This window comes from Saccharothrix xinjiangensis, from assembly GCF_039527585.1.
Taxonomy (GTDB): domain Bacteria; phylum Actinomycetota; class Actinomycetes; order Mycobacteriales; family Pseudonocardiaceae; genus Actinosynnema; species Actinosynnema xinjiangensis.
Window position 1 is genome coordinate 1 of sequence record NZ_BAAAKE010000048.1, and the last position, 23434, is coordinate 23434.

Below are 23434 nucleotides of genomic sequence, written 5' to 3' on the forward strand. Positions count from 1 at the left end.
GCTCCGAGCCCACGCCCGCGCGGGCCGCGGCCACCGCGGCCTGGAACAGGTGGCCCGCCACGTACAGCTCGTGGCTGCGGTGCAGTTCCCGCCACCGGCGCTCCGGTGCGACGACCGTATAGTAGGAGTTGAGGTAACCGTCGTCGCCCTGCGCCTTGGCCAGCAGAGCCGCCGTCGAGTCGAGGAACGCCGACAGCGCGGCGTCCTCGGGGTTCCCGGCCAGGTGCCAGGCGGCGGCTTCCAGGGTCTTGTGGACATCGGAGTCGGCGAACCACATGTTGCGGAACCCGCCGGACTTCTCGCCCGTGACCAGGCGCAGGTTGTCCAGCGCGCCGGAGGCTTCCAGCTGGTCGACGCAGTGCGGCAGCGTGCGGGTGGCGTTGCGGTGCTGCCACTGCCCGAACAGGCTCTCCGGCTCGAAGGCGACGTCGGCCAGCGCGACCGGGCGCAGCGCGGTCTTGGCCGCCGCGGTGGGTCGCACGGGGCCGTGGTGCAGGTCAGTCATGGGGATTCCTTGTCAGCCCTTGAGGTCAGCCCTTGAGGGCGCCCGAGGTGAAACCGCGTACGTAATGCCGTTGCAGCAGCAGGAAGACGACGACGCACGGGATCGCGGAGGTGACCACGCCCGCTTGCAGGGCCTCGAAGTCGACGGAGCCGAGGCTGCCGGATTGCAGGTTGAACAGCGCGACGGGCAGGGTGAACTTCGAGCCGTCGGTGAGGAAGATCAGCGGGGCGACGAACTCGTTCCAGGCGGCCAGGAACGAGAACAGGCCCACGGTGACGACGCCCGGCAGGACGCCGCGCAACAGGACGCGCCACAGCGCGCCGCCGATCGTGCAGCCGTCGATCAGCGCCGCCTCCTCCAGCTCGCGCGGCAGCGCCTCGAACGAGCTGCGCATCATGAACAGCCCGAACGGCAGCTGGAACACCGCCAGCACCAGCCCGAGGCCGATCAGCGAGTTCTGCAGGCCGATCCAGCCGAGCAGGATGTACAGCGGGACCAGGATGGTGGTGTAGGGCACCATCAGGATCGCCAACGTCACCAGGAACAGCAGGTTGTGACCGGGGAAGCTCAACCGGGCCAGCGCGTACCCGCCCAGGGTCGTCGTCACGACGGTGACCGCGACCGCGACGAACGCCACCACGAACGTGTTGGCCAGGTATGCGCCCAACCCGCTGCCGTAGTCGGCGAGCCGTTCGTAGTTGCCGACGCCCAGGCCCTCGCCGTCGTCGGTGGCGCGCTTGCTGTCGACCGAGGAGTACAGCGTCCACAGCATCGGCAGCAGGAACAGCACGGCCAGCGCGGCGCCGGTGACGTGGAAACCGGCGGTGCGCGCGTGCGTCATCGCGTTCGTCCGCGCTGCCATCAACGACCACCTCTGCGCAACAGGGTCAGCTGCGCGCCGTTGACGACGAGCAGGACGGCCAGGATGGCGACGGACACGGCGGCCGCCGCACCGAGGTCCTGGGACAGGAACGCCTCGCGGTAGACGCTGATGACGACGGTGGCCGTCTCGTGCCTGCCGCCGGTGAGGATGAAGAACTGGTCGAACGCCAGCAGCGACCCGGTCAGCGACAGCACCATCATCAGCGCCAACGTCGGCCGCAGCAGCGGCAACGTCACCCGCCACATCGTCTGCCACTTGGTCGCGCCGTCGGCACGTGCCGCCTCGTAGAGCACCGGGTCGATGCTCTGCAGGCCGGTCATCAGGATCAGCATGTAGAAACCGGCGAACCGCCAGGTGATCATGCCTACGGTCGAATACAGGGCGTTGTCCGTCGTGCCCAACCAGTCCACCGGGCCGAGACCCAGCCACCGCACCAGGTCGTTGAGCGGCGAGGCTTCGGTGTTGAACAGGCCGTAGAACAGCAGGCTCGCCGACGCCAGGCCGACCGCGCTGGGCAGGAAGATCGCCGTGCGGTAGATCCCGACACCGGGTCTGTTCTCCTGCACCAGCAGGGCCAGGCCGAACGCGACCAGGCTCAGCACGACCGTGGTGACCGCCGTGTACTTCAGCGTGAACCCGATCGCCCGCAGGAACAGCGGATCGCTCAACGCGCTGTAGTTCTCCACCCCGTTGGGGTACGACGCCCCCAGCAACGGCCAGCGGTTGAACGACATCCACACCATCAGCACCAGCGGCACGACGAACAGCACCGCCACCAGCACCACCATCGGGCTCGCGTACAGCACCCCGAGCCGACGTCTGGTGCGGCTCAACGATGCCCGGGAGCGCCGGGGCGCAGGTCGGACCCGCGCCCCGGGACGGATGTCGGACAGCGTCGCCATCGTCAGCTTCCGCTCGCCAGCGACCCGGTGATGGTCCCGTTGTGCTGTTTGAGCACGTCGGCCACGGGCGCCGAGCCGAACAGCGCGTCGGTGACCGCCGCCGTCCACGGTCCGTTGGTGTCGTTGTAGGTCTTGCCGAAGTTCACCGAGATCGGCGTCTGGCCCTCGGTGACGAGCAGGTTGAACGTGCGCAACCGGTTGTCGCGCTTGGCGTAGTCGTTGTCGGTGAGGTCTTCCCGCACGGTGATGTTCTTGTTCTTCGCCAGCACCTCGACCTGCGCCTGGTCCGACAGCGTCCAGGAGATGAAGTCCCACGCCGCCGCGGCCTTGGTGGAGTTGGCACCGATGCCCAGCACGTCACCGCCGACAAACGCCGACCGGCCGCCGGTCAGCCCGGGGATCGGTGCCACACCCACCTGGAGGTTGGGGCCTTCCTTCAGGCCCTGCAACGAGGTGGCGCCCATCGGCTGGATACCGATCTTGCCCTCGGCGAACAGCTGCGTCCACGTCGGACCGGACTCGTTCTTCGCCGAGGCGGGCACGATGCCCTCGGTGTACATGCGGCGCAGCAGGTCGTAGACCTTGGTCGCGGAGGCGTTGTCGATCGTGGAGGCGGTGCCCTTGTCGTCGAGCACCGTGTCACCGGAGGCCCAGATCATCGGCCAGGTGGTGAACAGCATGCAGCCGGGGCAGCCGCCGCCGAAGAAGTAGCCGTCCACGTCACCGAGCGCGTCGATCTTCTTGGCCGCCTCGTACAGCCCTTCCAGCGACGTCGGCGGGTTGTCCGGGTCGAGGCCGGCCCGTTCGAACAGCACCTTGTTGTAGAACACGGCCGACAGGTCGATGTTGTGCGGCACGCCGTAGGACTTGCCCTCGTGCGTCGCCGCGTCCATGTGGGCGGGTGCCAGCTTGTCCTTGAACGGCAGCCCGTTAACCCGGGCGGAAATGTCGAGGTAGACGCCCTTGCTCGCGTAGTTGGGCGCGTAGACCACGTCCGCCGCCAGGATGTCGGGCAGCTGCTTGGCGCCCGCGGCCGTGCCGACCTTCTGCTGGTAGGAGTCGGCCGGGAACACCGTCAGCTCGACCTTGTTCTTGTGGCTCGCGTTGTAGGCGTCCACCAGGGTCTGGCTGAACGTGGCCGTCGGCGACCGGGTCCACATGGTGACGGTCGTTCCGTCGTCCACCGACGAGGTGTCGTCGGGCGACGAGCCTGCCGGTGTGCTCTGGCACGCGGCGAGGGCCAGCAGCGACGTGACGGCCAACACCAGGCGGCGCAGCAGCGGTGCGGGGGTTGAACTCATGGGGCGTTCCCTCGGAAGCGTTCGGAAACCGGCTCGCGATCGTGGAGCCGGTGCGGCGGTGAACCGTCCGCCACGGAGCCGGGTCAACCGCGGTGGACGGAAATCTAGGAAACCGGTTGCCGACCAAACTAGAGAGACACATATCACCTGTCAAGTGGCAGTTCAGCGGCTTTGAGCTGCACTTACGACATCGCTGTACTCGCAGCCGAGATCACACGCGGTAACCTGCCACCATGCCGCCGAGGAAAACTGAGGAAACCCAGCGGGTCCTGTCGCGACCGGCCACGATCAGCGACGTCGCCCGGCTGGCGGGCGTCTCCGTCGGCACAGCCTCCAAGGCGCTCAACGGGCGCGGGTCGCTGCGCGAGGAAACCCGTAGACGCGTGCGCCTGGCCGCCGAGGAACTCGGCTTCCAGCCCAACAGCGCCGCCCTGACGCTCAACTCCGGGCGCACCTACACCGTCGGCATGATCACCACCGACACCATCGGCCGGTTCAGCATCCCGCTGATGACCGGCGCCGAGGACGCCCTCGGCGCGGGCCGCATGTCGGTGTTCCTGTGCGACGCGCGCGACGACCCGATCCGCGAGCAGTACTACCTGCGCACCCTGCTCAGCCGCCGGGTCGACGGCATCATCGTCACCGGCCGCCGCACCCAGGCCCGCGCGCCCATCGGCGTGGACCTGACCGTCCCCGTGGTCTACGCGTTCATCAGCTCGACCGACCCCGACGACTGCTCGGTCGTCCCGGATGAAGCCGGCGGCGCGCGCAAGGCCGTTGACCACCTGCTTGCCATCGGACGACGCCGGATCGCCCACGTCACCGGACCCGAACACCACCACTCGGCGGCGGTCCGCGCCGAGGCCGCCACCGCCCGGCTCGCCGAGGAGGGTTTCGCCCTGGTCGGCGCACCGATGTTCGGCGAGTGGAGCGAGGCGTGGGGCAGGCAGGCCGCTGGCATCCTGCTCGGCACCGGCCAGGACTTCGACGCGGTGTTCTGCGGCAGCGACCAGATCGCCCGCGGCGTGGCCGACGCCCTGCGCACGGCCGGCCGCCGCGTCCCCGACGACGTCGCCCTGGTCGGCTTCGACAACTGGGACGTCATGACCCTGGCCTGCCAACCCACGCTCACCAGCGTCGACATGGAACTGGAACTCCTCGGCCGAACCGCCGCCAACCTGCTGCTGACCGCAATCAACGGCGAACCCGCACCCGGCCGCCACCTCAACCCGTGCCGACTCGTCGCCCGCGACTCCACCACGGTGCCCTTCGATCCGGCCTGACCGGAATCGAGCCACGCCTCCCTCGTCTGCGGATGGAAGAGGTCCTCCTGTCTTCCCGTGCGCGCGGGGCGAGTCTTCCTCCCGCGCAGCCGCTAGCCCTGACCACCCTCGTCCGATCACGGCATGCCGGCGCGTTCGGACCGCCGCACCACCTCGACCAGACGCCGTGCCCGACGTGCCCCAATCCGAAGACGCCTGCACAGGGTCTCAGCCGAGATCGGACGCCGGTTCGCTTCCCAATCGCGAGCGTCCTCCAGCCGTGCCTGATACAGGAGCGCATCCGCCGCATCGGAGACGACATCGCCGCCACCACCGGAGGTAACCCCTCGACCACCGCGTCAACCCGGACGCCGACCGTCCCGTTCACAGCCCGCAACAGCTCCGGCCCGACCTCGGCCCAGCCGATCAGCAACAGCGGGCCGACAGCGTCGAAAGCGACCTTGCCGAATGGCCGGCCACCAATGGGTCAGCGACATTCAGCGCCAACGTCACCAGACTCGAAAAGATCAAAAGTCGCCGAGTGGGCTGAAGCTGCTCCCGATTCGCCCCGCACATGGCGAGGTGTCGGCTGGCAACCACAGGGCAAGCACTGACAAGTCGACCGTGGGAGCCACCAGTGGCGCGACCCAGACCGGCACGCCCAACCTCAGCGCCAAGCTCAACACGTTGCCGAAGCCGAACACGAAGGTCAGCCCCACGACCGCGCCGATGATCACCGTGACCGCCCATAGCACCTGCCGGTCACCCGCTTCAGCCACCACCCCACGCAATCCATGTTCGGCAGTCATCGGAAATCCCCTCCAGGCGCGTCGACCTCGAACCGACCTTCAACAACCAGCCTTCCTGCAAGAAACCGCTGGTCAGGCGCGAGTGGGTCTGTACGGGTCTCCTGCCAGGGATTCGAACCTGCGCACCTCACCGGCGCGACTTCGAGACTCAGACATGTTCGCCGATTCCCATCCGGAGTGAAACATCGACGGTAACCTCAACGACTCGGTCACCGAGGCCAGCAAGGCCAACGGTCAATGGCTGTTCAACGCCTACGGCTGGATGAGCGGCGACACCGGCCGCCTGACACCTCCGCAGCCGGGGTGGAGTGCACCCTTCAGGGGGTGGCCACGCTCGATCGCGGCAAGAGGCAGTCGCGCACCATCTTCGGCGGTGCGAACGGCGCCGCCGACGTGCGCTTCACCAACGTCGACCGCGGCCTGTTCGGCGACCGGGTGCACGTCACCGTGGAGGAGATCCCGTGGACGGAGCAGCTCGGCGACTCCCCCGCGCCGCGGCGGCTGCTCGAGACCGTGCGCACCGTGGGCGGTGACGGCAGCCTGGTCCTGCCGTTCACGGACCTGAAGGAAATGTCGGCCTACCAGGTGATCATCAGTCCGGCCGGTCGCGGCACGACCGCCGGGGCGAGCACGCGATGGCAGCAGACTACGAGGCCGAGTACGCCGAACTGCGCGGCGCCGAGACGCGCTACGGCGTCACGCACGCATCCGGTCCCGGCGTCGCCGTGATCCCCCAGGGAGGTTCGGCCACGTTCTGGGTGCACGCCGACCACGACGGCCACGCGACGGTGGACTTCGACCACCGCAGTGGCGGCCAAGCGACCGTGCGGCTCAACGGGCACACCGTCGACGGCCTCACCATCTGCACCGCCACCGGCACCGACACCGCGCAGTTGTTCCTCTCCGCCGGCATCAACCAGCTCACCGTGACCGGCACCGCGGGCAACGTGCGCCTCGACCGCGTCCGCACCGGACCGGCCACCACGGCACCACCGGTGAAGGTGGAGGCGGAAACCGGCCAGGTCACCGGCGCCGCGGAGTTCAGCGGCGACTTCCCGTTCGCCCCCCGGGCAGGTCTCGACGAACGTCGGTGACGACCCGGCGAACGCGCTGACGCTCAATGTCCAGGCCGAGCGGACCGGCCCGCAAGTGCTCGTGATCCGCTATGCCAACGCCCAGGAGTCCATCTCCACCCACTACAACCCCGACCCGGTCACGCGGACATGTCGGTCAACGGCCGCGTGCAACAAGTCCAGTTCCCGAACACCTTCCACTTCAACCAGTTCCGCGACCTCGCGGTGCCGGTCGACCTCGTGGCCAGGACCAACACCGCCACGTTCACCTCGCAGAAGCTGCCGAACTGGGACGGCACGACGTTCAACCAGTTCGGCCAGCGCTCTTAGTACACCCCGAACATCGGCTACCTGACCGTCGCGCCCCTCGTCGGCTGATTCCCACTCGGCTCGACCTCGATGCCGGGTGGCGCGACCACGCCACCCGGCATCGGGGTGCTCATCACTTGTCCCAGCGCACGCAGGCGCCGCCATCCCCGTGGGCGGCGTCGAGGGCGCACGCCGCCCACGGGATGTGCGGAAATCATTCAGTTGTCGTGCCGATCACCCAAGGTCACAGGGCCGGGTAGGCGTTGCGCATGAGCTCCTGGAACTGGGCCGAGAACCAGTGGCCCGACAGCGGGGCGTTCGGCAGGGCGCCGGACATGTTGTTGCCGTTGCGGGGGTTGCCGGTGTAGGTCGGGTCGCACATCCGGTCGAAGCCCTTGCCCTCGTCGTTGGGGATGAGGGTGCTGGAGCCGTCGGACTCGCCCGGCGGCTTGATCCAGACGTAGGCGTCGATGTTGGGCTTGGGCGCGGCGGTCGGACGCTCGCCCAGCCCGGCGCCGGACTGGTTGCACCAGTTGCCCTTCTGGAAGCGGCGGTCGATGCGCGACTCGTTGACGTAGGTGGTCGGGTCGCCGGAGGTCGACTTGGCGGTGGGCCGGTTCGGACCACCCCAGCCGTTGCGCGAGGTGTCGATCAGCATGCCGATGCCGCTGTCGAAGCCCTGCTTGACCAGCTCGGCGCGGAACGCCGTGGCGAACCCGAGCTCACCGTTGAAGTCGTTCCAGTCCACCCACTTCGAGGACTCCTTCACCGGGCGGCCGCCGACGTAGTCGTCGACCGTCCAGTACGGCTCCTCCAGCGGCGAGTAGTTCGCCGTGTTGGTGATGAAGCCGTGGATCTTGTCCTTCGTCGCGCCGTTCTTGCCGAGCAGCGTGGCGAACAGCTTCGCCGAGGCGAAGAAGTTGTCGTACTGCGGGTCCGCGTCGCCCCACCCGATCCAGCCGTGGTGCGCTGCGTCGATGTAGTTGTAGACGTTCGAGATCGCACCCAGCTTGCCCAGCGCGTACGAGACACCCTCGATGTAGTTGCCGTTGGCCTTCATCGTGTTGCACTCCGGCGTCGCGGTGACGCGCGGCGAGACGTTGGTGACCAGGTTGGGCAGCGAGTCGATCTCGATGACCGAAACGATCCGCAGCTTCGAGTACGCCGGCCGGGCCACGATCTCGGCGATCTTGTCGATGTACTCGGTCTTGTAGCGACCGATCTCGTCGGCCTTCAGCTCACCGTTGGACGCCAACGCCGCGCAGTCGCGACCGGGCAGGTTGTAGACCACGAGCTGGACGACCAGCTGACCGTCCGCACGGGCCGCGCGCTGCCTCTCGGCCTCGTTCAGGTGGTCCACCAGACCCATGGAGCCGGTCGTGGGGGAACCATTGCCGGCGATAGCGCTGATCCGGTCCAGCCACACACCCGTCGGCTGGTTCGCGATCCGCGAACCACCCGGCTCCGCCGCCGCCTGACGCGACCACTGCGGGTTCACGTACACACCCGCGCCCACGTACGGGTTGTCCACCTTCGGACCACCCGGGTTCTCGTTGCCGCTGGTCGTCGTGGTCGTTGTGGTGGTCGTCGTGTCGACCGACCCCGTACACACCGTGCCGTTCAACCGGAACTGCGTAGGCACCGGGTTCGACCCGTTCCACGAGCCGTTGAAGCCGGGCGTCACCGACGCACCGGTGCCCAGGTTGGCGCTCCAGGAAGGGTTGCGAACCGTCACCCGGGTCCCGGACTGGGAGAACTCACCGTTCCACCCCTGCTGAACCGTCTGGCCGGCGGCGAAGTCCCACTCCAACGTCCAACCACCGGAAATGGCCTCACCCAGGTTGGTGATCGCGACATTGCCGCCGAACCCACCTGGCCACTGGTTCGTGATCGAGTACGACACCCGGCAACCGGGAGCAGCGTTGGCGGTGGCCGTGGAGGCCACCACCCCGGCCACGGACAGGGCCGCCACCGAGGTCACCGCCAATGCCCCGGTCAGTTTCCGGGAACGTACGAACGTGCGCAGACTCATGCATCGCCTCCTTGCGAGCAACCCGCTACCTGGGAGCGCTCCAGTCACTGCGCCGAAACCGATCGCACACGTGACCGAAAAGTATCTGGGAGCGCTCCCAGAAGAACCGTAATACACATCACCCCGAGCATGTCGAAGCCGAAGGATAGATGCGCATACCCAAGAAACTCCTGCGCCGGTTTTCTATTTCGTACGTGTTGTCGGTTCTGATGAGTGTCGGTCAGGTCCCTGCATACACGGCCTGGGCACACGTAGGCCCGATGAGTCCTGGCCGACGCGTCGTCGACCATTCGTCGAGGGACATCGCATCGTTGCAAACCGTAGACCGCACGTGCTGCTCGACCGGTCGTCGGTGTGCGCATGAGCCGTCGTGGACACGCCTCGCTCAGGAGCGCGGGTCCGGGTTGTTTCCTGCGACGACTGGAAGGTCCGGAACACCTCTGCCAACCACACCGCGATCAGTTCACGCAACACCGGTATCGCGGCCGGCAACGCGACAGAACACCCGGGAGATCAGCACGGCCTGGCCGCACATCGCCCAAGGGTCGTGCTGCTGATGGACCCTCAGTCGAGGTGGTCCGCGCGCAATTGAGCGCGAGACTTGATCCCGAGTTTGCGGAACACCCGAGCCACGTGCCGCTCGACCGTCCGAGACGACAGGATCAGCGTTTCGGCGATCTCGCGGTTGGTCTGCCCGGCCGCGACCATGCGTGCGATCTCGACTTCTCGGGGCGAGAGGTCGTTGCCGTACCCAGGCCGTCCCGGTCGTACCGGTTTCGCGCGGCCGAGGGTGTGCAGGGTGTGGCGACACCGCACGCTGTCCTTCGACGCGCCGAGCGCGTCGAAGGTCTCCACCAGGTCTGTGAGCAGTTCGACGGCCTTCTCCGGATCGGACGACATCAGGATGGTCGCCTCGCGTTCCCCGGCGATGGCGGCGAAGTACGGCGCGGGCATCGCCTCGTAGCGTGCGGCGGCTTCCCTGAAGTGCCCGATGGCTTCGGTGGGTTCGCCCCGCGCCTCGGCCAGCAGGCCCCGACACTGCGCGAGGGCGGCGAGCACTGCGGGCGCGTTGCGGTCGGAGATGCCTTCACCGATCTCGTCCACCGATCGTTCGGCGTCCGCTGTCCGTCCGGTGGCCGAGTAGGCGGTGACCGCGACCGGAGCCAGCACGCCTGCCCAGGACCAGCCGTCCGTCAGCCGCACGGCGGCCAGTCCTCGATCGACCTCCGCCGCCGCTTTGCCCGCCGCTTTCCGTTCCAACAGGACCGAGGCCATGCCCGCGATTCCGCTGATCGCCACCGGAGCGATCGCGTCACACGGGTCGTGGGCGCCGGTCCTGCCGAAGTGCTCACGCGCGACCGTCCAGTCTCCGCGCGCCGTCGCGAGCCAGCCGAGCACCAACTCCAGTTCGCTGGTCATGCTGGTCACGTCGCGGTATTCCTCGATCAAGGTGCTCGCCCGCTCCGTCAAGCCCTCCCACCGGCCGGTGATCCAGTCCAGCCTCGCCTCGGTGATCCGGCCGGTGCCGATCACGAACGGCGTGCCGCTCTCGGTCGCGAGCCGCAGCCCGTTGCGCAGGAACCGGGCACCCTGGTCGAGGTGGCCGAGCCACACGCAGGCGTCGGCGACGTTGCACCGCAACCGCGCCAGGTGTTGCCGACCGCCGAGCGTGTCCGCGCGGTCGGGCACCTCGTCCAGCCCGGTGAGGTACCCGCGGTGCAGGCGGGATCCGAGGACGTTGGCCAGCAGGGAGATCCTCAGTTCGCCCGTCTCGACCACCATATGTGCCTCGGTCTGCTGTCGCCAACGGCCCAGTTCAGCGGGGGGCGGCGTGCCCAGGTAGGGCATGGAAAGCACGGCGGCGGCACGGGCGACGAGGTCGGGTCTGTCCGCGGACTCGTCGATCGCGCGTTCGAGTTCCGCTCGTCCCTCCCGGATGCGGCCGATCTGGCGGACCATCAGTGACGCCTGGAACAGGCGCACCTCACCGCGCACCGACGTGGCCAACCGCGGGTCGACTAACAGGCGTTCCAGCGTTTCCGTCGGGTCGCGCTGGTCAAGCCCGGTGTTGGCGACGCGCCCGAGCTTGATCGCCAGCCGGTCGACGACGTCGCCGGGCAGCACCGGTGCGGCGAGCAACCGTTGCAGGAGCGTGGTGGCGGTGGCCGTGTCACCGGAGTCGATGGCCCGGTCCGCGGCGGCCTCCCCAAAGGTCAACCAGTCCGTCGTCCGGCCCGCCCGCTCGCTGTGACCCGCCAGCTGCACCAGAGGCTGTGGTTCCACGTGCTGCAACGCGTCGACGGCGCGGTCGTGCAGGCCGACCCGCTCGGGAGCGCTGATCCCGTCGTAGACGGCCTGACGGGCCAGCATGTGCCGGAAGCCGTACCTCAACCCGTCGACTTCAAGCAGGACGTGCCCGGCAACGGCGTGCGCGAGCGCCGCCCTCGCCTGGTCCGCCGGGATGCCGCCGACCGCGGCGAGTAGTTCGGCGGGGGCGGGAGTGCCGAGCACCGCAGCCACCTCGACCAGCCGAACCGTCTCGGCGGGCAGAGTAGCGAGGCGGTCCGCCATCGCGTCGCGCAGCAGCACGGGGACTTTGACAGCGTCGAGAAGCCGCTTGGCACGGACGCTGCCCGCGTGCACCGCCCTCGCAGGCTCGTGCAGGGAACGCAGCGTCTCCTCGACGACGAACGGGATGCCCGCAGTCCGCTCGTGCAACCGGGCCGCGAACTCCGCCGACACCTTTTCCACACCGAGGACCGCCCCGGTCAACCGACGCACACCGTCTACGTCTAGCGGTTCGATCTCCAGCACCGCGACCAGGCCGCCACCGGCGGACCGGAACTCCGCGCCCAACGGGCTGCCACGGTGCAGGTCCTCCCGCCGGTAAGTGAGAACCATGCTGAGATCGGTCGGTGGTCCGCTGGCCAGGAAGCGCAGTAACTGGCGTGTTCCGTCATCGGCCCAGTGCAGGTCCTCCACCACCAACAGCACCGGGCCGACAGCGGCCAGCAGTTCCCGCACCGCCCGGAAGAGCCGATGCCGCTCGGTCAGGGGATCACCGACCGGCGGCAACGGGGCCGGCAGGTCCGCGGCGATCTCGGGCAGCAGCGGAGCCAGCGCGCCGATCACCGGGTTCAACTCCCGTTGGCGGGCCAGCCTCGGCCCCACGCCCCGCAACGCCTCCAACACCGCACCGTAGGAAAACGGCTCACCGACCTGTCGGCAGTAACCGACCAGCGGCAGCACCGCACCCAGATCTCCGGCGAGCAGCTCGGACACCAGCCTGCTCTTGCCCACCCCCGCCTCGCCCTCCAGCAGGACGACCGCAGGGTTGTGCACGACGACCTCGCGCAGTGCGGCCAAGTGCTCGTCGCGCCCGATGAGGACGGGTGAGCTGGTCCGGAACCAACGACCGTGGCTCGCCTCCGAACCGTCGTTCCGTCGCATCACTTCACCTCCAAAGCACACCGATCGGCGTCACCGGATACTGACCGCCCGGACCGGAATCCCGTCGACGGCACCGCGGCCCCCAGTCGTCGACGCCCCTGGTCACGTGCCGTGAGGGTGTCGACGACTGGGGGCCTCCGGTCAACGTGGGCTACCGGTGACCGCGGTGCCTGACTTGGTGATCCGGTAGGTGGTCTGCGCGCCGCTCCAGAAGTGGAACGTGAGCTGGACGGGGCCGTCCTTGACCTCGGTGAAGAAGTCCGGCTTGAGGATCAACCGGCCGGCGGCGTAGTCGGGCTCGAAGATGTGTCCGAACTCCTTGAACGTGGTCCAGTTGGCCGGTCCGGCGGGAGTGCCGTCGGCGTACTTGGCCTCCATGGTGGCGAGTTGGTCGCCGCGGAACTGGGTGGGGATGCTGAAGGACGCGGTCGTACCGGTCGAGGCTGTGTGGGTGGGCGGATCGGAGCTGATGATTTCGATCCGCCACGGCACACCTTGGGAGAAGCGGGCCTCGACGGCGGTGTTGACGCCGTAGTCGCGGTTGCCGGCCAGTCGGGTCAAAGCCGACGCGGTGAGCGTGAGCGTGGAGCCCGACACGGTGTAGTCGATGCCGTTGACCAGGTCGGTGCCGCCGTGTCGCACGCCCTGGAACAGGGTGCCGTTCAGGTTCAACGTCAACGACTTGGCCGTGATGACACCGCTGCGCGGCAGGTAGACCTGGTCGGAGGACGCCGTGCCGGAACGCTCAGTCCAGCTGGACCTGATCAAGTCGTGCAAGCCCTGATCGCGCCACCGCAGCTCAGGCCGGTTGAGGAACGAGGCCGCGTCCCAGAGCATGGTGGTCAGCTCGCGGGTCCTGGCGTGGTAGCCGACCGCCTCGAAGAACTTGAGGAGTTCGCCCCGCTCGATGACACCGGGCCGGTTGCGGTCGTAGCCGAGCAACGCCCACTCGCCGATGATCACGGGGATGCCGCGGGAGACGAACGTGGTGTGCACCCGGTCGAAGGTGTCGACCAGGTCCTTTTCCACTTCGGCGTTGTAGCGGGTGTAGCCCGCGATGTTCACGCTGAACGGCCAGAAGCCGTAAAAGTGGACCGTCGCGGCGATGTTGGTGTCGCGCAGCTGGTCGTAGCTGTCCATGAACGCGTCCAGGCGGCCCTGGTCGGCGTTGGTGTGCAGGGTGGGCAGCACGAGCAGGCGGGTGGTGTTACCGCCGCCGGAGCTGCGGACAATACGGTGGAACTCGGCGTTGAGCTCGTGCAGCGCCCGGTAGTTCTCCTCGTCGTTGGCGGTGCCGGCGAACTGGGGTTCGTTGATGTTCTCGAACACCAGCTTCGGGGAGTGGTCGCGGAAGGTGGTGGCGATCTGGGACCACAGGGCGTTGTACCTGGCGAGCACGTTCGCGCGGTCGGTGGGGTAAGTGTTGATCCACTGCCACGAGTCGTGGTGCAGGTTGATCATCACGTAGAGGCCTTCTTCGAGCGACCAGTTGACGATGTCGCGGACGCGGCCCAGCCAGACCGGGTCGATGGTGTAGCCGGGACCGGGTCCGTGGTGGTTGGTCCACGTGATCGGCAGGCGGATGCTCTTGTACCCCTCGGAACGGACGTGGCGCAGCAGTTCGCGGGTGGTGAGTGGGTTGCCCCACGCCGTCTCGTCCGGGATGGCGTCCAACGTGTTGCCCAGGTTCCAGCCCGGTTGCATCGCAGCCACCACCGCCTTCGGGGCGGTCGGCGGCGGCTCGTCAACGACGCGCCCGGTGCAGGTGACACCGTTGAGCGTGAACGCGGCGGGTGAGATGTTGCCGCCCGACCACGAGCCGTTGAACCCGAAGGAGACCGACCCGCCGGTGGCGATGTTCGCGTTGTAGCTCGCGTTCACCGCGGTGACCTGCGCACCCGACGAGGTGACCGTCGCGTTCCAGGCGTGCTGGACCTGCTGCCCCGACGGGAACGTCCAGCCCACGCGCCAGCCGTTGACCGGGTCTCCGAGGTTGGTGACGCGCACGTCGGCGGTGAAACCACCCGGCCACTGGGACGGCACGGAGTAGTCGACGCGGCAGCCCGGTGCTGTCTGGGCGCTGGTGCCCGGGACCACCACCGTCACCAGCATGGCGGCCAAGCCGGTGGCTATCACGCCGAGTCGGCGGAGAGTTCTACGTATGTCGCGGTAGCTCAAGACTTCACTGTCCTTTGCTGTAGGGGGTTCCTCGTTGCACCGGACGAGCCGGTGTGCGCACCGCGCGGTTGCGATCGGTGCCAGGACCTCGGGGGTCTCACCGGTCGTCCTCCCGTTCGTCCAGGTCGCGGATGACGTGCGTGGTGGTCAGTCGCCGGTCGTGTCCGGGATGAGCCGGTTCGCCGGTCAACCAGACGTCGGTGCTCAGTGGCAGGTCGGCTGAGGACGGGCCGGTGGATAGGGTGATCCGGCCGGGTTCGACGACACGGCGGCCGTTGACGCCGGTGAAGGAGAACGCCTCGGCGGGCACCTCGAAGACCACCAGCCGGGCCTGCCCTGGCTCCAGTGCGACGCGGGTGAACCCGATGAGTCGGACCGGCGGGCGCGTCACCTGGTCTGCCGGGCCGGACGCGTAGAGCTGCACGACCTCGTCCACGGCGCGGTGCCCGGTGTTGCGCACGACGACCCCGGCCTCCACAGACCCGGTGGTCGGTGCTTCATCGCTGGTGAGGCCCAGCGTCTCGTAGCGCACGGTCGTGTAGGACAGGCCGTGCCCGAACGGGTACAGCGGGGTCGGGTCCAGCGCCGAATCCCCGCCGGTCCACGCGCCCGGCAGTGGTTGGAGGTAGGTCGAGGGGTACACCCATGGCAGCCGGGGAACCTGCACCGGCAGCCGCCCGGACGGGTTGATCCGCCCGCTGAGCACCCCGGCCACGGCCGAGGCACCCTCTATCCCAGGGAAGAAAGCCTGCACCACCGCGGCGGCGCGGCCGGCGTAGTCACCCAGGGCGTAGGGCCGTCCGGACACCACGACCAGCACGGTCGGCGTACCAGTGGCCAACACGGCCTCGACCAGGCGATCCTGCGCTCCCGGCAGGCTCAGGTCGGGCACGTCACAGCTCTCGACCGCGGTGCCGTCGCCGATGAACAGCAGGACGACGTCGGCGAGGGTGGCGGCGTGGACGGCTTCGGCGATGCCGGAATCGTCGCCAACCGTCACCTCGGCGCCCCGCGCGTAGTGGACGATGGACTGCGGAAACTCGGCTTCGACCTGCCGTCTGATCGTCGCGATGGGCACACCCGCGCCGCGCTCGGGACAACGGCGCAGCACCTGGTGCGGAAAAGCGTGACAACCCAGCAGGGTGAGCGGGTCGTTCGCACAGGCGCCGACGATGGCGATCCTGCTCAGGGGCAGGTTCAGCGGCAGCGTCGAGCGGTCGTTGGCCAGCAGTACGACCGAGCGCTCGGCCACCGTGCGGGCGACCCACCGGTTGTCGGCGCTGTCCAGATCCACCTCGTGCGGGCTGACCAGCACGAGAGGGTCGTCGTCGAACAGGCCCAGCTCGACCTTCTGCCGCAGCACCCGGCGAACCGACTCGTCCACCAGGGATTCCTCGACACCGCCGGTACGCACGTGTCCGACCAGGCGCTCGCCGTAGCTGCGAGTCTCAGGTAGTTCCCCGTCGTTGCCTGCCCGCAACGCGAGCACCTGGCTCTTCTCCCCTTCCGCGAAAGCCCGCTCCATCGAGGCAACAAACAGGATGACCCGGTGATCGGCCACCACCGTGCCGGTGAACGCCCACCCCTCGCTCAGCAAGTCGCGGAACAGCTCCCCATTCGCCGCAACAGGCACGCCGTCGACGTCCGTGCAGGAGCTCATCACCGACCGGGCGCCACCATCGCGCAACGCGGTCTCGAATGGTGGCAGGATCACGTCGGCCAGCTCACGCGGCCCGATCCCGGCCAAGGCGCGGTTGCGGGCGGCAGGGGAAGCGGCGTACCCGGCGAAGTGCCTGACCGTGGCGACGACCCCGGCCTCCTCCAATCCCCGCGCGTACGCCGCGCCGAGCTGCCCCACCAGGTACGGGTCCTCCCCCAGCATCTCCTCCATCCGGCTCCACCGGTAGTCGCGCACCACGTCCAGCACCGGCACCAAGCCCTGGTGCACACCCACCGACCGCAGGTCACGTCCGATGGCCGAGGCCATCTCGCGCACGAACTCGACGTCGAAGGTCGCCGCCCACGCCAGCGGCGTCGGGTAGACGGTCGCGCCGAGGGTGGCGAACCCTGTTAGGCACTCCTCGTGCACGATGGCCGGAATCCCGAACCGGTTGCCCGCCACCACCCGTTCCTGAAGCGCGCGCAGCCGCTGCACGCCTTCGGCTACCGTGACCGGGGCGTTGCCGAACACACGGATGAGATGCCCGATCCCCCCGCGCACCAGGTCGTCGACAGTCCCGGTCGCTGACGCGGTGAACACCTCGGGGATCGGCGCGGAACCGGTCGCGGAACCGCCGTTCCGGTCGAGCCAGACCGTACCGAGCTGGGCGACTTTCTCCTCCAACGTCATGGCCGCCAGCAACGCTTCCACGCGGTCGTGCACCGGGAGGTCGCAGTCGCGCCAAGCCGCGTCCAAGTCGGTAGTCATCGGCGACGTCATGGTTGTCCTTGCGGTGGGTCAGCCCTTGAACGCCGCGCCGAGGGCTCCGGCGGTCGCGAAGGTCGGGGTGGACGGCCTGTTGGCGTCGGATCAATCGCCCTGAAGGCGGTGAGGTGGCGCTCGCCCCAGCGGCCAAGGCGCCGTTGCAGTCGACGATGCGGGCGGTGGGGCAGCCGTTCGGGGTGAGCGCGGTGTCCCGTTCCGGCTCTGGGTGGCACCCGGTCGTCGGTATGCCACCCAGAGCAGGCCACTGTGGAGCATGGGGCAGACACGCGTCCGTCCACCGTCGCTGCCAGCGCCCTACCAGAACGGTCAGGTAGTGGTGCAGGTCAGCGCGGCCGCCGACGGTGTGCCGCTGCCGATGAAGCCGAACGAGGCGGTCTCCCCCGGCTTGATCGTGCCGTTCCACGACGCGTTCTTCGCGGTCACGGTCGAGCCGGAGCTGGACAGGTCGGTGTTCCAGGCGTTCTGGACGCCCTGGCCCGCGGCAAGCGTCCAGGTGACCTGCCAGCCGGTGACCGCCGTGGGCTTCTGGTTCTTCACGGTGACCTCGCCCTGGTAGCCGCCGGGCCACTGGTTGGTCACGCGTAGCGTGGCGGCGCAACCGTCCGTGGGCTCCGGCTGGTTACCGGGGTCCTTGAAGTCGGGCAGCTCGTCGAGGGTGATGACGTTGGCGTGGTTGTAGACGCGCTGGACGAAGTCGCGCGGGTTGGCCACGCCGTCCTGGACGGCCCCCGACCAGGCGACGAACCAGGACCAGCGGGCCTCGTAGGCGCGGACCAGGTCGGGGTCGGGGATGGAGCCGACCTCGCCCAGCGCGACCAACTTCTTGTCGCCGCCCAGCTGCACCAACCGTTCGTACTGGCCCACGGCCGCGCTGTGGTCGCCCGACGGCAGGTAGACGTCCGCGCTGACCACGTCGACCACGTCGTCACCGGGGTACCAGTCCGGCGAGATCGAGTTCCACACCCAGATCAGGTTGTGCAACCCGTGGTGGTTCACCAGCCGGTCGTGCAGGATCCGCCACAGCTGCTTGGCCGGGCCGGGCCCCTTGGCGCCCCACCAGAACCAGCCGCCCTCGGCCTCGTGCAACGGTCGGAACAGCACCGGCACCTTCGCGTCCGCCAGGCGCTTGAGCTGCACGGCGATCGCGTCCATGTCCCGGATCAGCAGCTGGTAGTCGGTCGAGCTGGTATTGGCCAGTGCGGCGGCCACGTCAAAGGTCGTGGCGTCGGTGTAGAAGCCGCGCCACCACTCCTTGCCGGGCTGGTCGATCAGGCCGGACGGCGCGTTCCAGTGCCACACCATCGTGACGATCCCGCCGCGGGCGTCGTACGCCAGGGCGCGGTCCACATCCTGGCCCCTGGTACCGCGCTCGACCCGGCTGGGCGAGTAGTCCATCAGGTCGTAGCCGCCCACCGCCGGGACCTTGCCGATGTTCTGCTCGACCCAGTCGATGCTGGCCTGGTCCTGCTGGCCCGACAGGATGTTCTTGCCGTAGTTGTCGGTCAGGTACCGCATCAGCCCCTTGGCCTCCGCGGTGGCGGCCGGGTCGGTCAACGCGCCGGTCACCTGGTGCGGCGGTCGCGGTGCAGTGGGGGTCACCTTGATCGCGTCGATCAGGTACCAGCCCCAGTTGGTGGTGATGGTGATGGTGTTGTCGCCGGGCCGCAGTAGCGCCTTGCCCGCTGGGATCGTGGTGAACGTCGGATTTGCGGGGAATGACACGTCACCCAGGCCGCTGCCGTTGAGCGACAACGAGGCGGACTTCCCGCCGTGCGGGGTGGCGTAGCGGATGGTGAGGTCGTGCAGCCCGCCAGGGCTGCCCGGGATGGTGATGGTGACGGAGTCCGAAGCCTGGTCGAACCCGTCCACGTACCCGGTGCCGGAATAACCCGTCAGGCTCGACTCGACCGCGGTGCCGTTCAGGGCACCCGTCTCGGCCTCGATCCAGGTGTCGGTTGCCGCAGCCGGGAAAGGTGGTGCGAGCGCCGTCAACAGCAAGGCGGCCCCGAGAACAGATCGCATGTCAGTGCTCCCTTCACGCCGTTGGTCAGGGCTGGTCCGCCGTGCAGGTGAGGGCGGGTGGGCTGGCGACGCCGAAGCCGATGAAGCCGAAGGTGGCGGCCGTGCCTGCGCCCACTGTGCCGTTGTAGGCGGCGTTGCGGGCGGTGATGGTGGAGCCGTCCGTGGTCACTGTCGCGCTCCACGCGTGGTTGATCCGCTCACCATTGGTGAAGGTCCAGCTCACCGTCCAGCCGGAGGCCGGCGTGGCGTCGGCGGTCACACGCACCTCGGCCTGGAAGCCGCCGGACCACTGCGAGACGACCCTGAGGGTGGCCGAGCACCCCACCGAGGGGTTACCGGTCGTGGTGGTGGTCGGAGTCGTGGTGGTCGGGTTGGTGCCGCCGTCGGTGAAGTTGACGTCACTGCAGGCGTAATAGCTTTGGTCGAGGTGGCTGGCCTGCCACACCGTGAACAGCACGTGGTGGCCCGTGCGACCTGAGGCGTCGATCTCGACCGGCGTTCGAGGGCCGGTGGGGATCCGGCCGGTCTGGCCGACCAGTTCCAGGTCGCTCCACTTCAACGCCTGGATCCTGGGGTCGAAGCCTTGCTTGGTGGCGTAGACGCGGATGTAGTCCGCGCCGTGCAAGGACTGGTCGTGCAGGTTCAGGGTGAACCGGCTGGGCCGGTCGGTGGTCCGCCAGTTGCCGGGCTTGTCGAAAGCGGCGTAACGGCCGTTGTGGGCCAGACCGCCGCTGCACAGCTGCCCGTCGGGAATGGCTCCCTGGTGGTTGCCCGCGACGCCCTCGCGGAACAGGCCGTTCCAGTTGTACATCGCGGACGCGTCGGCCTGCCACCCCTGGTAGCACATGGGGTCCTCGACGGCCATCTGCTGCGACGCGCCGCTGGTCCAGTGGTGGTAACAGCCGTAGTGGCGCGACGGCGGGTCGCTCACCGCGCCGTGCGCGGCGGCGCTGCCCGCGCCGAAGGTCACCAGCACGGTGGCCAACAGCGCAACGCAGGCGCTCAGCGTCGCCGATGCCCGCCAAGCGGCCTTCTTCGAGGTCACCGGCGGCTGTGGACGTCGGTGGGGGGCGTTGTCCGGTAAGCGGTGCATGGGTTCCACCGGATCTCCATTGATCGTTGAGGTCGGCTTCCTGAGGGGGCCGGGCCGTCGGCGCGGGAGGGTGCCGACGGCCCGGAGTCGGGCGTTGCCGCTGGTTCAGCCCTTGGTGCAGGACTGGCCGTTGACCGCGAACGCGGTGGGATCGGGGTTGTGGCCGCTGTGCGAGGCGTTGAACCCGACCGAGGTCGAACCACCAGGGCCGATATTGCCGTTCCACGAGGCGTTCCTGGCGGTGATGTCGGTGCCGGTCTGCGTCCAGTCGGCCGACCAGCCGTGGGTGAGCTTCTGATCGCCGGGGAAGGCGAACTTCAGCGTCCACGAGTTCCACGCGGTGGCGCCGGTGTTGGTGATCGTGACGCTCGCCGTGAGACCGCTGGACCAGGAGTTCGCGGTGTAGGTGACCTTGCAGCCGCTGGTCGGGGTGGTGTCCGGCCTGGTCCGCACGGCCGTCGTCTGCGACGCCGCTGACGTCAGGTTGGCGCCGTTGCGGGCGACGACCGCGAACGTGTAGGGGGTGTCGGCCTTCAGACCGGTCAGGGTCGCCGACGTGCCCGACACGGTGGTGACGACGCGCTGTGCGCCGCCGTCGAGGGCGACGACGTCGTAGTTCTTGACGCCGCTCTCCGCGTCCGTCGCCGCGTTCCAGGTGAGCTTCATGCCGGTGGCGGTGATGTCGGACGCGGCCGGGGCGCCCGGCGCCGACGGCGGGGTGGTGTCCTCGACGGGCGTCGTCGTGCCGCCCGCCTTCTCCGCTGCCCAGTTCGCGACCCAGGCGAGGGCCGAGTTCCAGTTGATCGTGACCTCGTTGACCGTGTATGCCTGGATGTGGTCGACCCAGCACTTCTGGGGCTTGCAGTCGGCCGGGATGAGGCGTTGGGCGTGCGAGTCGCGGTCGCCGCTCTTCGGGCCGCCGGAAAGGGTGCCCGGCGGCGTGATCGGCAGCGCGGGGTCGAGCTGGTTGGCCCAGAACCGGTGGTGGCCGTTCTTGAACGCCTGGTCGCCGTAGCCCGCGACGTAGGAGGTGCTCATGGGGTTGCGGCCCAGCAGGTAGCCCAGCGCGTTGTAGACGCCGTCGCGGTACTTGGCCTGGCCGGTGAAGTCGTGCGCCAGCGCCAACACCGAGATGTTGTTGGCCACCAGGCCGTTGGAGCCCCAGTCGTAGCCACCGTCGCCCGTGCGGTACGGGGTCGGGTAGCCCTCGTTCGCCACCTGCGCCAGGTGCTGGTCGGCGATGACGGTGAACGCGGACCTGGTGGCCGCGATGTCCGCGGCGGGCAGGCCGTTGGGCACGAGCGCCAGCGTGATGTCGCCCAGCGGGCCGGTGGACTGCCAGTCGAAGCCGCGCGCGTTCAGGCTCGTGCCCTTGAAGTGGGGCGACGAGGTCAGGTCGGCCCGGTAGGACGCTTCACCGGTGGTGGTGAACATCTCCGCCGCGGCCCAGTAGAACTCGTCGGTCAGCCGGTCGTCGCCGTACCCGCCGCCACCGCTGTCGAAGCCGTTGTCGAACTTGGCCGGGTTGGCCTTGGCCGCCGCGTAGGCCTTGGTAGCCGCCGCGAGCGCCTTCGCCGAGAACGCCAGGTCGATCGTCTTCCAGATGCGGGCCGTCTGAGCCGCCACGGCGGCCATGTTCAGCGTCGCCGCGGTGCTGGTCGCCGAGAGGTAGCGCTGGTGCGGGTCCTGGTCGGGTCGCGTAGGCAGGCCGGTCCAGTGCTCGCTGTGCATCTTGTGGTGGACCAGGCCGTCGGGCGCCTGCATCTTCAGCAGGAACTCGACCTCCCAGCGGGCCTCGTCCAGGATGTCCGGCACCCCGTTGGCCTTCTCCGGGATGTTCAGCTTGCCGTCGCCCAGCGGGGCGGCGTCGCCGATCAGCTTCGCGCGCTCGTAGGTGTTGAGCACCTGCCACGCCGAGATGCCGCCGTTGACGACGTACTTGCCGTGGTCGCCCGCGTCGTACCAGCCGCCGCGCACGTCCAGCGTGTAACCGCAGTTGAGGTACGCGCGGCACGGCACCGCGCTGTCGCCCTTGTTGGGTGCGACATCGACGTGACCGGCGGGGCGCGAGTACTGCGCGCCGACGTACTGCGCCTCGATCGGGATGCCGCTGCGGTTGTGGTAGAAGTACGCCAGCGAGTCGTACCGCAGCTTCTTGATCTCGTCCGTCGCGATGTCGAACGGGAAGCTCGTGGCCGCGCCCACGCTGAGCGTGTAGCCGGTACCGGGGGTGTCGAACGACGAGAAGTCGATCAGATGCGTCGAGTCACCGGAGGCGGCGTCCAGTCCCTTGGGCGTCGACTGGCCGGTGGCCACCGTCGTCCCCGACGAGTTCTTCAGCACCCAGGTCTGGGGCGTGGTCGCGGCCGACACCAGGGTGGCCTGCTTGGACAGGCCGGGCACGTAAGCGACCTGGTTGACCTGAACCTTCTTCGGCGGCGGCGTGTAGCCCTCGCCCGGCGCCTTCAACCCTCCGGTCAGCGACACGTTGTCGAAGCAGATCCGACTCTCGGCCGACTGGCCGCCGAGGTGGAAGTTCATCTGCCCGCTGCCCGCGTCGGGGAAGTCCATCGTGGCGGTGAACGTGAAGCTGTGCCGCTGCTTGGTGGTGCCCAACTGGAACTCGCGCTTGAGCATCTCCTGGTATGGCGGCACACCCTGGCCGATGACGACCGCCATCGGCCGCGGCGCGGCGGCATAGGCGTCGAAGCTCATCGTGTAGGACTGCCCGGCTTCGAACGGCACGCCGTTCTGGCCGAGCAGGGCGCTCCACAGATCAGATGCGCCGGCGGCGACCGTCGCGCACATCTCGCCGTTGACGGCCGCGGCCGACACCTTGTCATTGGCCCACCACGGATCAGTGGTACCGCTGCCGAACGTGCCGTTGAGGATCCTGTTGTACTCCGCCGCGCGGGCGGTGCCTGTGGCGAGAGCACCGCTCATCGCCAGTGCCGCCGCGAGGGCGGCAGCGGCTGGCCGGCGCCACCGGGAAAGGAGACGTGATGTCATCGAACTGTTCTCCTCCGTCTACTCTGACGGTTGACAGCGGTTTTTGGAACTATTTCCGGGAGCGCTCCCAGAAGCAACTGTAAGTGTCCCAAGAAAATCCAGAAAGCCTCCGATCGGCTCAATGAGCAGTCATGACTTCCGGACGACTTCAACTATCGCG

At 68.6% G+C, this 23434-nt stretch carries 16 protein-coding genes; 4 read left to right on the forward strand and 12 right to left on the reverse strand.

Going from position 1 to position 23434, the window contains the following annotated elements; genetic code table 11:
• The 4 genes from ABD223_RS41745 to ABD223_RS41760 form a co-directional block, all read right to left on the reverse strand.
• On the reverse strand, positions 1 to 505 hold a 505-nt coding region (locus ABD223_RS41745), incomplete at its 3' end, for a beta-L-arabinofuranosidase domain-containing protein (RefSeq protein WP_344043585.1).
• A gap of 25 nt (positions 506 to 530) precedes the next feature.
• Entirely contained in the window at positions 531 to 1367 is an 837-nt protein-coding gene (locus ABD223_RS41750) for a carbohydrate ABC transporter permease (protein ID WP_344043588.1), read from the reverse strand.
• Positions 1367 to 2221 (reverse strand): carbohydrate ABC transporter permease, encoded by an 855-nt coding sequence (locus ABD223_RS41755; RefSeq protein ID WP_344043590.1) that lies wholly within the window; start codon positions 2219 to 2221, stop codon positions 1367 to 1369. Before ABD223_RS41755 ends, ABD223_RS41750 begins: the two co-directional genes overlap by 1 nt.
• Before the next feature lie 71 nt (positions 2222 to 2292).
• Positions 2293 to 3591 carry an ABC transporter substrate-binding protein gene (locus ABD223_RS41760; RefSeq protein WP_344043592.1) on the reverse strand — a complete coding sequence of 433 codons (1299 nt, stop codon included), beginning with the start codon at positions 3589 to 3591 and terminating at the stop codon, positions 2293 to 2295.
• Between the two features lie 233 nt (positions 3592 to 3824).
• Here ABD223_RS41760 and ABD223_RS41765 point away from each other — a divergent pair, with 233 nt between their 5' ends.
• Positions 3825 to 4874: a LacI family DNA-binding transcriptional regulator gene (locus ABD223_RS41765; protein WP_344043594.1), complete on the forward strand. Its 1050-nt coding sequence runs from the start codon at positions 3825 to 3827 to the stop codon at positions 4872 to 4874.
• A 506-nt stretch (positions 4875 to 5380) separates the two neighbouring features.
• Here ABD223_RS41765 and ABD223_RS41770 read toward each other — a convergent pair.
• Positions 5381 to 5662: a hypothetical protein gene (locus tag ABD223_RS41770; protein WP_344043596.1), complete on the reverse strand. Its 282-nt coding sequence runs from the start codon at positions 5660 to 5662 to the stop codon at positions 5381 to 5383.
• A 324-nt stretch (positions 5663 to 5986) separates the two neighbouring features.
• Here ABD223_RS41770 and ABD223_RS41775 point away from each other — a divergent pair, with 324 nt between their 5' ends.
• The 3 genes from ABD223_RS41775 to ABD223_RS41785 all read left to right on the forward strand — a co-directional run bounded on the left by ABD223_RS41775 (position 5987) and on the right by ABD223_RS41785 (position 7065).
• A complete protein-coding gene (locus ABD223_RS41775; RefSeq protein WP_344043598.1) occupies positions 5987 to 6391 on the forward strand; it encodes a hypothetical protein in 405 nt (134 codons plus the stop codon).
• The gene (locus tag ABD223_RS41780) at positions 6298 to 6756 is read left to right on the forward strand and encodes a carbohydrate-binding protein (protein WP_344043600.1); all 459 of its coding nucleotides are present in this window, start codon (positions 6298 to 6300) and stop codon (positions 6754 to 6756) included. The genes ABD223_RS41775 and ABD223_RS41780 overlap by 94 nt, the downstream gene beginning before the upstream one ends.
• 129 nt (positions 6757 to 6885) lie before the next feature.
• Positions 6886 to 7065: a carbohydrate-binding protein gene (locus tag ABD223_RS41785; protein ID WP_344043602.1), complete on the forward strand. Its 180-nt coding sequence runs from the start codon at positions 6886 to 6888 to the stop codon at positions 7063 to 7065.
• A gap of 223 nt (positions 7066 to 7288) precedes the next feature.
• On the opposite strand, the gene ABD223_RS41790 is transcribed toward ABD223_RS41785, so the two are convergent.
• From ABD223_RS41790 to ABD223_RS41820, 7 genes are all read right to left on the reverse strand, one after another.
• Positions 7289 to 9076 (reverse strand): glycoside hydrolase family 6 protein, encoded by a 1788-nt coding sequence (locus tag ABD223_RS41790; protein WP_344043604.1) that lies wholly within the window; start codon positions 9074 to 9076, stop codon positions 7289 to 7291.
• A gap of 564 nt (positions 9077 to 9640) precedes the next feature.
• Complete coding sequence (locus ABD223_RS41795) at positions 9641 to 12526, reverse strand: AAA family ATPase (RefSeq protein ID WP_344043606.1); 2886 nt, start codon at positions 12524 to 12526, stop codon at positions 9641 to 9643.
• Positions 12527 to 12667: 141 nt separating this feature from the next.
• Positions 12668 to 14704 carry a cellulase family glycosylhydrolase gene (locus ABD223_RS41800; protein WP_344043608.1) on the reverse strand — a complete coding sequence of 679 codons (2037 nt, stop codon included), beginning with the start codon at positions 14702 to 14704 and terminating at the stop codon, positions 12668 to 12670.
• 97 nt (positions 14705 to 14801) lie between these two features.
• Entirely contained in the window at positions 14802 to 17132 is a 2331-nt protein-coding gene (locus tag ABD223_RS41805) for a glycoside hydrolase family 3 N-terminal domain-containing protein (RefSeq protein WP_344043610.1), read from the reverse strand.
• Between the two features lie 324 nt (positions 17133 to 17456).
• Positions 17457 to 19172 carry a glycosyl hydrolase gene (locus tag ABD223_RS41810; protein ID WP_344043613.1) on the reverse strand — a complete coding sequence of 572 codons (1716 nt, stop codon included), beginning with the start codon at positions 19170 to 19172 and terminating at the stop codon, positions 17457 to 17459.
• 25 nt (positions 19173 to 19197) lie between these two features.
• The gene (locus tag ABD223_RS41815; RefSeq protein ID WP_344043633.1) at positions 19198 to 20148 is read right to left on the reverse strand and encodes a lytic polysaccharide monooxygenase; all 951 of its coding nucleotides are present in this window, start codon (positions 20146 to 20148) and stop codon (positions 19198 to 19200) included.
• A 222-nt stretch (positions 20149 to 20370) separates the two neighbouring features.
• Positions 20371 to 23208: a glycoside hydrolase family 9 protein gene (locus ABD223_RS41820; RefSeq protein ID WP_344043616.1), complete on the reverse strand. Its 2838-nt coding sequence runs from the start codon at positions 23206 to 23208 to the stop codon at positions 20371 to 20373.
• Between the last annotated feature and the right edge of the window lie 226 nt (positions 23209 to 23434).

Bases quoted from the DNA above. Each gene is read 5' to 3' on its own strand.
- ABD223_RS41750 (WP_344043588.1), bottom strand. From the start codon at position 1,367: ATGGCAGCGCGGACGAACGCGATGACGCACGCGCGCACCGCCGGTTTC.
- ABD223_RS41760 (WP_344043592.1), bottom strand. From the start codon at position 3,591: ATGAGTTCAACCCCCGCACCGCTGCTGCGCCGCCTGGTGTTGGCCGTC.
- ABD223_RS41765 (WP_344043594.1), top strand. From the start codon at position 3,825: ATGCCGCCGAGGAAAACTGAGGAAACCCAGCGGGTCCTGTCGCGACCG.
- ABD223_RS41770 (WP_344043596.1), bottom strand. From the start codon at position 5,662: ATGACTGCCGAACATGGATTGCGTGGGGTGGTGGCTGAAGCGGGTGAC.
- ABD223_RS41780 (WP_344043600.1), top strand. From the start codon at position 6,298: ATGGCAGCAGACTACGAGGCCGAGTACGCCGAACTGCGCGGCGCCGAG.
- ABD223_RS41785 (WP_344043602.1), top strand. From the start codon at position 6,886: ATGTCGGTCAACGGCCGCGTGCAACAAGTCCAGTTCCCGAACACCTTC.
- ABD223_RS41790 (WP_344043604.1), bottom strand. From the start codon at position 9,076: ATGAGTCTGCGCACGTTCGTACGTTCCCGGAAACTGACCGGGGCATTG.
- ABD223_RS41795 (WP_344043606.1), bottom strand. From the start codon at position 12,526: ATGCGACGGAACGACGGTTCGGAGGCGAGCCACGGTCGTTGGTTCCGG.
- ABD223_RS41805 (WP_344043610.1), bottom strand. From the start codon at position 17,132: ATGACTACCGACTTGGACGCGGCTTGGCGCGACTGCGACCTCCCGGTG.
- ABD223_RS41810 (WP_344043613.1), bottom strand. From the start codon at position 19,172: ATGCGATCTGTTCTCGGGGCCGCCTTGCTGTTGACGGCGCTCGCACCA.
- ABD223_RS41820 (WP_344043616.1), bottom strand. From the start codon at position 23,208: ATGAGCGGTGCTCTCGCCACAGGCACCGCCCGCGCGGCGGAGTACAAC.